Source organism: Streptomyces palmae, from assembly GCF_004684805.1.
Classification (GTDB): Bacteria; Actinomycetota; Actinomycetes; order Streptomycetales; family Streptomycetaceae; genus Streptomyces; species Streptomyces palmae.
This window is the reverse complement of the sequence record NZ_SRID01000318.1, coordinates 1-8,201: the sequence shown is the minus strand read 5'-3', so window position 1 is coordinate 8,201 and position 8,201 is coordinate 1. Positions and strand designations below refer to the sequence as shown.

Sequence of the window (8,201 nt, the reverse complement as noted above, 5' to 3'; positions counted from 1 at the left end):
CCCTCACACCCGCCGCACCCCCACGTCACATCCACCCACACCTGCCGTGGCCACCCGTGGCCAGGCAGCTCAACCAAGGGAGTGTTCATGTCCATTCGCAAGGTCCTCACCGCCGCGCTGCTCGCCTCCGCGGCCCTCACCATGACCGCCTGCGACCCGGAGTCGGACACCAGCTCCGAGTCCGGGTCCTCGGCCGCCGCCAGCAGCAAGCCCGGCGCCGAGCAGGGCGCCGAGGAGAACACCGGCGACCAGGGCGGCAAGGCCGCCGGAGGCGTGAAGTACGACAAGGACGGCTGCCCGATCGAGGCGCCGGGCCACAAGTTCATCTACGCGAAGAGCATGAAGGGCAACGTCCTCACCGCCCAGGACGCCAAGCTCACCTGCAACACGTCAATGAACGAGGGCGCCTTCTTCTCCGGCAAGGGCACCGCGGTCGACTACACGATCCTGGACGACGCCAAGATCGAGCCGCTCCTCATGGAGGGCGACACGACCAGCACCCGCAGCATCCGGCACCTCCAGGTCTGCGTGGCCACACTGTCGGACCCGCTGGGCGAGAAGCCGCAGGACCCGAAGGAGAAGTGCGCGGGCACCGGCCCCTACGACGTCAAGGTCGACGCCCAGAACAGGGTCTCGGAGATCACCGAGCTGCTCTCCTCCTGACCCCGGCGGGCACCGCCCGGGCCCGGTCGCCACGGACACCACACGCCTCGGCGGGCTGTCCACCGCGACCGGGCCCGTCCCTTCCGCCACCCCCTGGCGAACACTGCCGAACCGCCGGAATCGGCGGAATCCCAGGCACCGCGGGGTCAGGTGGTCAGCAGCACCCCGCCGTAGCCGACTCCCGCGACCACCACCCAGGCGCTCAGCCCGAGCGCCGCCACCCGCCCACCGGTCCGGGCCAGGGAAGGCAGGTGCACCGCACTGCCCAGGCCGAACAGGGCCGCCGCCAGCAGCAGTTCCTGCGCCACCCGGGCAGCCTCCAGCGCACCGGAGGACAGCACCCCGGTGCTGCGCACTCCGACCATGGCCAGGAAGCCGAGCACGAACAACGGCACCAGCGGCGGACGGTGCGTCCCGGACGTCCCGGCCCCGGCATCGGCCGCGGCATCGGACGCGGCGGCTCGGCGGCGGGCCCGTACCGAGACGGCGACCGCCGCCACCAGGGGGGCCAGCAGCGCCACCCGCATCAGCTTCACCAGGACCGCGTCGGTGAGCGCGTCCGCCCCGGCGGTCTGCGCGGCGGCCACCACCTGCCCCACATCGTGCACGCTCGCCCCCACCCAGCGGCCGAACTGCCCGTCGTCCAGGCCCAGCGGGTGCTGGAGCAGCGGGAGTACGGCGATGGCGAGGGTGCCGCACAGGGTCACCAGGGCGACCGAGGTCGCCACATCGCGCTCGTCGCTCTCGTTGACCTCGCTGACCGCGCCGATCGCGGAGGCCCCGCAGATCGAGTAGCCGGTGGCGACGAGCAGCGGCTGGTCGCCGGGCAGGCCCAGCCGGCGGCCCAGCCACCAGGTGCCGCCGAAGGTCGCCGCGACCACCCCGACCACCATGCCCACCGTCGCCCAGCCCAGGCCCAGCACATCGTCCAGGCTGAGCTTCAGCCCCAGCAGCACCACCCCCAGCCGCATCAGCCGCTTACCGGCGAAGGTCAGCCCGACCCGGCACCCGCCGCGTATCAGTCGGCGTACGCCCGGCAGATGGGCGGCGGCGATGCCGAGCACCACGGCCGCGGTGAGCATCGGCACCGCGGGCACCAGCAGATGGGTCAGCCAGGCCAGCCCGACCCCGACCGCGGCACACCCCAGCCCGGGCAGCGCACGGGGGAGGGAGCGACGGGCCCGCTGAGCCGGTTCGCCGCATTCACCGGGGTCGCCGGATTCCGGCGGTGTGGTGTCGCCGTCCGGGCGGGTGGTGCCGGGCACCGCCTCGCCGCGGGACGTACCGGAGCCGCTCAACGCCATGGCATTTGTCTTCCTGGGGATGCCGGAACTGGCCTCCGCCGCCCTGTGGTTACCGGAGGTGGCGGCTGCCGCCCGGTGGATGCCGGGCAGGGCGCCGGCCATGGGGTCGGTACGGTCCCTGGCGCCCACCGCCCGGTGGGTTCCGGGCGGCCGGTCACCGCTCGCCGGCCGGACAATCTTAATATGCGGTTCACATACGAACTGCGCCGCATGTGGTAGGCGACCTGGAGGGGGCGGCGGGTGCGGCATCCGGGCCCGGCCCGCGGTGACCGGCGCGGGAGGGGGCAGCGCCCTGTCCACGGCCGGAGCTTGCGGGGGTCGAGTACGGCCCGGATGTCCCTGATCCGGTCCTCCGCGATGCCGAAGGCCGGCACCGACCCGCTGACGCACGGACGGCCGATGACGGAGTGCGGCGGCGGGACGCGGCGGCGGTCAGCGCGGAATCACCCAGTCCGGCACCCAGGTCCCGGCGGCGCCGTGGCCGGCCGCCGTGTTGGCGAGGTAGGTGCGGAGGGTGGCCAGCGCCGGGTGGGGATTGTCGCGGTGCCAGAGGAGCGAGTGCGGGTAGACGGGCGTCGGGTCGGTCACCGGGATGCGGCGCAGGTCGTGGCCGGCGGGCCAGACCAGGCGGGTCTGCTCACTCATGAAGGTGGCCAGGGCCGGGGTGTCGGCGATGGTGTCGAGGAGCGCGTCGGAGCCGAAGTTGGGGCCGGTCGCCTCGATGGTGAGGTCGAACGCGGCGACCAGGTCGTCGTAGTAGGCGGCCCACTCGGTACCGGGGGCGATGCCCGGCATCCAGATCCGGTGCCCGGCGAGCTGGGTGATGGTCACCGACCGGGCGCCCGCCAGCACGTGGCCGGGGCCGGTGAGGAGTTGCAGCGGCTCGTCGAGCACCCGGACCGACTCGATGTCCTCGGGAAGGGGCCGGCCCGGCGCGGCCACCGCGCGGAAGCTGGCGTCGACCGTGCCCGAGCGGATGGCCGCGATGGCCGTGTCGATGTCGAGCAGCATCAGCACGTCGAGGTCGATCTCGGGGTACGCGTGGTGGAAGCCGCGCATCAGCCCGGAGGCCGCGCCGCGCGAGGCGATGATGTCCACGCGCAGCGGACGGCGGCCGGTGCGCACGGAGGCGACCGCGCGCTCGGCGACGCGCAGCAGCTCGCGCGCGTGGGGCAGGAACGCCTGTCCGTCGATGGTCGGCTCGACGCCGCGCGGCACCCGGGTGAACAGCCGCACGCCGAGGGCGCGCTCCAGCGCGGCGATGCGCTTGGAGACGGCCTGCTGGGTGATCGACAGGTCGGCGGCGGCCTTCTGGAACTGGCCCGCTTCCGCGACGGCGACGACGGTACGTACGGCTTCGAGGTCCATGCCGAACCACCCTAGTGAACAACCACTGGTTGTGGATGACCGGCTTTTCAGTTGTTTGACCTGCGGTTGTGCTCCTCGCTTAGCTCTCACCGATCAACGTCGGTTTGTTCGATCGGGATGTCGGGATGTCACGGGGGGCGCTGGGCATGATGGGCAGGAGACCGCTGGGCCGGCGGTTCGGCTGGCTGTGGGCGTCGTACGCGGTGAGCGCTTACGGGTCCGGGCTGGGGTTCGGGGCACTGCCGCTGCTCGCCGTGCTGGTGGTGCACGCGAGCCCCGCCGAGGTGTCCGCGCTGTCCGCGGTGGGGCCTGCGGTGGGCGCGCTGATCGCGGTGCCGCTCGCGCCCTGGGTGGAGTACCGGCCCAAGCGCCCGGTGATGATCGCGATGGACCTGACCCGGTTCGCGGTCATGGCGACCATCCCGGTCGCCTACGCCCTCGGGCTGCTCGGTTTCGTCCAGCTGCTGGTGGTCTCGGCCGTGGTCGCCGCGGCCAAGATCGCGTTCGGCGCGGCCAGTGGCGCCTACCTCAAGTCCCTGGTCCCGCCGGATGACCTGCTCGTGGCCAACGCGCGCCTTGAGTCCACGAACTGGAGCTCCATCGCGGTCGGGCCACCGCTGGGCGGGGCGGCGATCGGGCTGTTCGGTCCGGTGACCACCGTGGTGGCCGACGCGCTCAGCTACCTGCTGTCCGCGCTGGGCATCACCGCGATCCGCGGCGGGGAGGAGGCGCCGCGACCGACCGGCAAGGCCACGGTCCGGGCGGGCGGGCCGCTGGACGGCTGGCGGCACATCATGGGCCATCCCGGTCTGCGGGCGCTCTACCTCAACAACATGCTCGTCGCCGGTCTGATCATGGCCACCGAGCCGCTGCTGGCGGTGCTGCTGCTGCGCCAGCTCGGCTTCCCGCCCTGGCAGTACGCTCTCGCCTTCGCGGCCCCCTGCGTCGGCGGGCTCATCGGCTCGCGGCTGGCCCGCCGGGTCGTGGCCCGCCACGGTCGGCACCGGGTCTTCCGGACCGTCGGCACCCTGCGCGCCGTCTGGCTGATCGGCCTGGCCTTCGTCCGTCCCGGCACCGTCGGCCTCGTCACCGTGATGGCCGTCGAGCTGGCGATCATCGTCAACATGAGCCTGTACACCCCGGTGCTCGCCACCTACCGGCTCGACCACACGCCCGACCACCTCATCGCCCGCACCCTGACGGCCTGGTCGATCGGCCAGCAGGCGGCCATCGCCGTCTGCACCGCGCTCGGCGGGCTGCTCGCCGACGCCACCAGCCCGCGCACCGCTCTCACGGCCGCGGGACTGCTCATCCTGGCCACCCCGCTCCTGCTCCCCCGGCGCGACCACACGTCCCAGCGCAGACCGGAACCCTCCCCCAACCACCCCTGACCCACCACGGCTCCCGCCGGAAGCCCGCGGGCCGCGACGTGATCCCCGGATGCACGGCCCCGCCGCGCGGGCACGGCACGGCACGGCATTGTGCGCGGTACGGCGCGAAGGCGGGTACAGCGTGCGGGCGGTACAGCGCGAAGGCGGTACGGCGGGCACCCCCAGCCGTACCGTCCTCGGCGCATCGGCGCATCGGTGGCCGGGGCGCTCCCCGGGGCCGCCGGGCCACCGGCCGTCCACCTCGGCGGGGCCCCGCACCTGGGCCGTGAGCCGCGGCCGTCACCGCGGCCCCCGCTCAGCCGCGCAGTTCCGCCCCCACCGCCGCCTGCGGGCGGATCGGCAGGCGGTTGATCGGGCGGCCGGTGGCGGCGCGCACCGCGGAGGCGACCGCCGCCGGCGAGGTCACCACCGGCACCGCGCTGGCCGCCTTGGCGCCGAACGGGGCCACCACATCGCGCTCCTCCACCAGCTTGACCACGCGGATGTCGGGCACGTCCACCGCGGTCGGCAGGGCGTAGCTGGTCAGGTCGGGACGGCGGACCAGACCGCGGTTGGTGCGCAGGTTCTCGGTGAGCGCGGCGCCGATGCCCTGCGTCACGCCCGCCTCGATCCGGGTCCGCAGCTGGCGCGGGTTGAGCACCCGGCCCACGTCCTGGGCGACCGTCATGTCGACCACCCGCACCAGCCCGAGTTCGACGTCCACGTCCACCACCGCGCGGATGGCGCAGAACGCCATGCCCACGAAGGCGTCGCCCTGCCCCGAATCGTCCAGCGGCTCGGTGGGGTGCGGGCGGCACTGGGCGGTGGCCCACAGCTCCTTGCCCTCCAGCGCCTCGTCCACGGTGGTGGAGAGCACCCCGTCATACGAGGTGATCTTGCCGTCGGAGATGGTGAGCAGCTCGGTGGACATGCCGAACTTGTGCGCCAGGGGCTGGAGCAGTTGGGTGCGGACCATCTTGGCGGCGCGCTCCACCGCCCCGCCGGACACCCAGGTGTGCCGGCCCCGGGCGGCGGGCCCGGCCGACGGCTGGTCGCTGTCCACCGGGGCGATGTGCACCTCCTCGATGCCCAGGACGTCCTGCACGATCTGCCGGGCCAGGGTGGAGAAGCCCTGGCCGGTGTCGACCGCGGAGCAGATGACGGTGGCGACCGAGCCCTCCCGGACCACCCCGCCGCCCTCGGCGGACAGCGCTTCGGGCCCGACTCTCCCGCTGACCTTCACCGTGGCGGTGGACACCTCGTCGGCGCCCTCCGCGCCCAGCATGTGCACCATGCCCAGCGCGTAGCCGACGCCCCGCCGCACCGCGTCCGGGTCGCCGGCTCCCCCGGTGCCGCCCGGCAGCAGCCAGTCGGCCTCGTCGGTGTCCTTGGGCAGCGGGGGCAGCGGCTCGTCGCGTACCGCCTGGAGGAGTTCGGCGACCGGTGCCGGACAGGTGACCGTCTGCCCGATGGGCAGCAGATCGCCGGTGGCCAGCACATTGCGCATCCGCAGTTCGGCCGGGTCCAGGCCGAGTTTGGCGGCCAGCTTGTCCATCTGGCCCTCGTAGGCGGCGCACACCTGCATCGCGCCCTCGCCGCGCACATGCCCGGACGGGGGGTTGTTCGTACGTACCGCCCAGCCCTCGACGAAGGCGTGCGGGACGACGTACGGGCCGCAGGCGAAGGAGACGGCGGCGGCCAGCGCGTCCGCGGAGGAGTCCGCGTAGGCGCCCGCGTCCAGCAGGATCTGGGCCTCGACCTTGACCAACTTGCCCTCGCTGTCCGCGTGGTGGCGGTAGCGCAGCAGGGTGGGGTGCCGGTGGGCGTGCCCGAGGAAGGACTCCTCGCGGGTGGCGGCGAGCTTCACCGGCCGGCCGGTGCGCAGCGCCAGCAGCCCCAGCGGCAGCAGGAAGCCGGAGTCCTCGCGCTCGCCCATCGCGCCGGGCACTCCGGTGACCACCACCCGGACCCGGTCCGGTGTCAGGCCGAAGCAGGCGGCGGCCAGGTCGCGGTCGTTGTGCGGGTCGGTGGAACCGGCGTAGAGCTCCACTCCGCCGTCCGGCCGGGGCACGGCCAGGCCCGCCTCGGCCCCGATCGGCGCCGGGTCCTGCCGGCCGATCCGGTACAGCCCCTCGACGACCACGTCACCGGTGGCCTCCGGGTCCCCGAAGCGCAGCGGGATGTGCCGGATCAGATTGCCGTCCGGGTGCAGCGGTTCGGCGGCGAACGCCTGCTCCGGGTCGGTGACCGGCTCCAGCACCTCGTACTCGACCGCGATGGCGGCGGCGGCCAGCCGGGCGGTGTCCGGGTGGTCGGCGGCGACCGCGGCGATCGGCTCGCCGTGGTGCCGCACCACGTCCCGGGCGAACACCGGCCGGTCGGCGACCCGCCGCCCGTGCGTGGCATCGCCCGGCACGTCGGCGTGGGTCACCACCGCCCGTACTCCCGGCATCCGAGCCGCGTGGCTGGTGTCGACGGACAGGATGCGGGCGTGCGGGTGCGGGGATCGCAGCACCGCCGCCCACAGCAGGCCCTCGGCCCACAGGTCGGCGGCGTACGGGAAGACCCCGGCCGCCTTGGCGTCGGCGTCGGCGCTCGGCAGGGACACGCCCAGCCCGTGCGGGGACTTCCGTGCCGGGGCGGGCGGAGTGGTGACGGAGGTGGCGGTGATCGCCCCGTCCGCGATTCCGGTCATGCGTTCGCCCCTCCACTGCCGTTGCCGCCCCCGTGCGGGCCGCCCTGGTACGGACCGGTCTGGTAGGCGCCATCACCGTGCGGCGCACCGGCGGGGTAGGCGCCGTCACCGTGCGGCGCGCCCGCCGGGTGGACACCCTCACCGTGCGGGATGTCGCCCGGGTAGCCACCGCCGCCCTGCGGCGGGGGCATCTCGTGCGGGTTCATCTGGTGCGGGATGCGCACCGGGTCGGGTCCGGCCCCGGCGGCGGCACCGGCCTCCGCCTCCTGGGCCGCTTCCTCCGCCGCCGCCCGCTCCGCGACGACCTCGCGGACCGCCTCCAGCACACCGCGGTAGCCCGAGCAGCGGCACAGGTTGCCGCAGATCGCCTGCCGGGTCTCCAACTCGGTGGGCGCGTGCTTGCCCTCCAGCAGGTCGTGCACCGTCATCGCCAGCCCGGGCACACAGAACCCGCACTGCACGGCGCCCGAGGCGGCCAGCGCCCGCTGTACGTCCGAGGGCTGCCCGTCCGTGCTCAACCCCTCGACCGTACGGACCTCGCAGCCCGCGGCGGTCGCGGCCGGCACCAGGCAGGAGGCCACCAGTCGGCCGTCCACCTTCACCGAGCACGCCCCGCACTCGCCCTGCGAACACCCGTCCTTCGCACCGGCCAGCCCCAGCCGCTCCCGCAGCACATAGAGCAGCGACTCGCCGATCCAGGCGTCGGTGACCTCGCGGTCGGCGCCGTTCACCCGCAGCACATAGGAGGCGTTGGGGTGCTCGGTGTGCGGGGGCCCGGGGTTGTCTCTTAGACACATCTGA

General features: G+C 74.1%; 6 protein-coding genes. 2 read left to right on the top strand and 4 right to left on the bottom strand.

Going from position 1 to position 8,201, the window contains the following annotated elements; genetic code table 11:
• Window positions 1–87: 87 nt before the first annotated feature.
• Window positions 88–663 (top strand): hypothetical protein, encoded by a 576-nt coding sequence (locus E4099_RS33190; RefSeq protein WP_167828476.1) that lies wholly within the window; start codon window positions 88–90, stop codon window positions 661–663.
• 146 nt (window positions 664–809) lie between these two features.
• Here the strand turns inward: E4099_RS33190 and E4099_RS25215 are convergent, their stop codons facing one another.
• Both E4099_RS25215 and E4099_RS25205 read right to left on the bottom strand, forming a co-directional pair.
• Window positions 810–1,967 carry a YeiH family protein gene (locus E4099_RS25215; protein WP_135341411.1) on the bottom strand — a complete coding sequence of 386 codons (1,158 nt, stop codon included), beginning with the start codon at window positions 1,965–1,967 and terminating at the stop codon, window positions 810–812.
• A 432-nt stretch (window positions 1,968–2,399) separates the two neighbouring features.
• Window positions 2,400–3,335 carry a LysR family transcriptional regulator gene (locus E4099_RS25205; RefSeq protein ID WP_135341409.1) on the bottom strand — a complete coding sequence of 312 codons (936 nt, stop codon included), beginning with the start codon at window positions 3,333–3,335 and terminating at the stop codon, window positions 2,400–2,402.
• Window positions 3,336–3,481: 146 nt separating this feature from the next.
• On the opposite strand from E4099_RS25205, the gene E4099_RS25200 reads away from it, so the two are divergent.
• A complete protein-coding gene (locus tag E4099_RS25200; RefSeq protein WP_209446726.1) occupies window positions 3,482–4,726 on the top strand; it encodes an MFS transporter in 1,245 nt (414 codons plus the stop codon).
• Between the two features lie 295 nt (window positions 4,727–5,021).
• On the opposite strand, the gene E4099_RS25195 is transcribed toward E4099_RS25200, so the two are convergent.
• Together E4099_RS25195 and E4099_RS25190 are read right to left on the bottom strand one after the other, a co-directional pair.
• On the bottom strand, window positions 5,022–7,400 hold the full coding sequence (locus tag E4099_RS25195; protein WP_135341408.1) for a molybdopterin cofactor-binding domain-containing protein: 2,379 nt from the start codon (window positions 7,398–7,400) through the stop codon (window positions 5,022–5,024).
• Window positions 7,397–8,201 (bottom strand): (2Fe-2S)-binding protein (locus E4099_RS25190; RefSeq protein WP_245245147.1); only part of this gene is annotated, 805 nt, incomplete at its 5' end. The genes E4099_RS25190 and E4099_RS25195, both read right to left, overlap by 4 nt.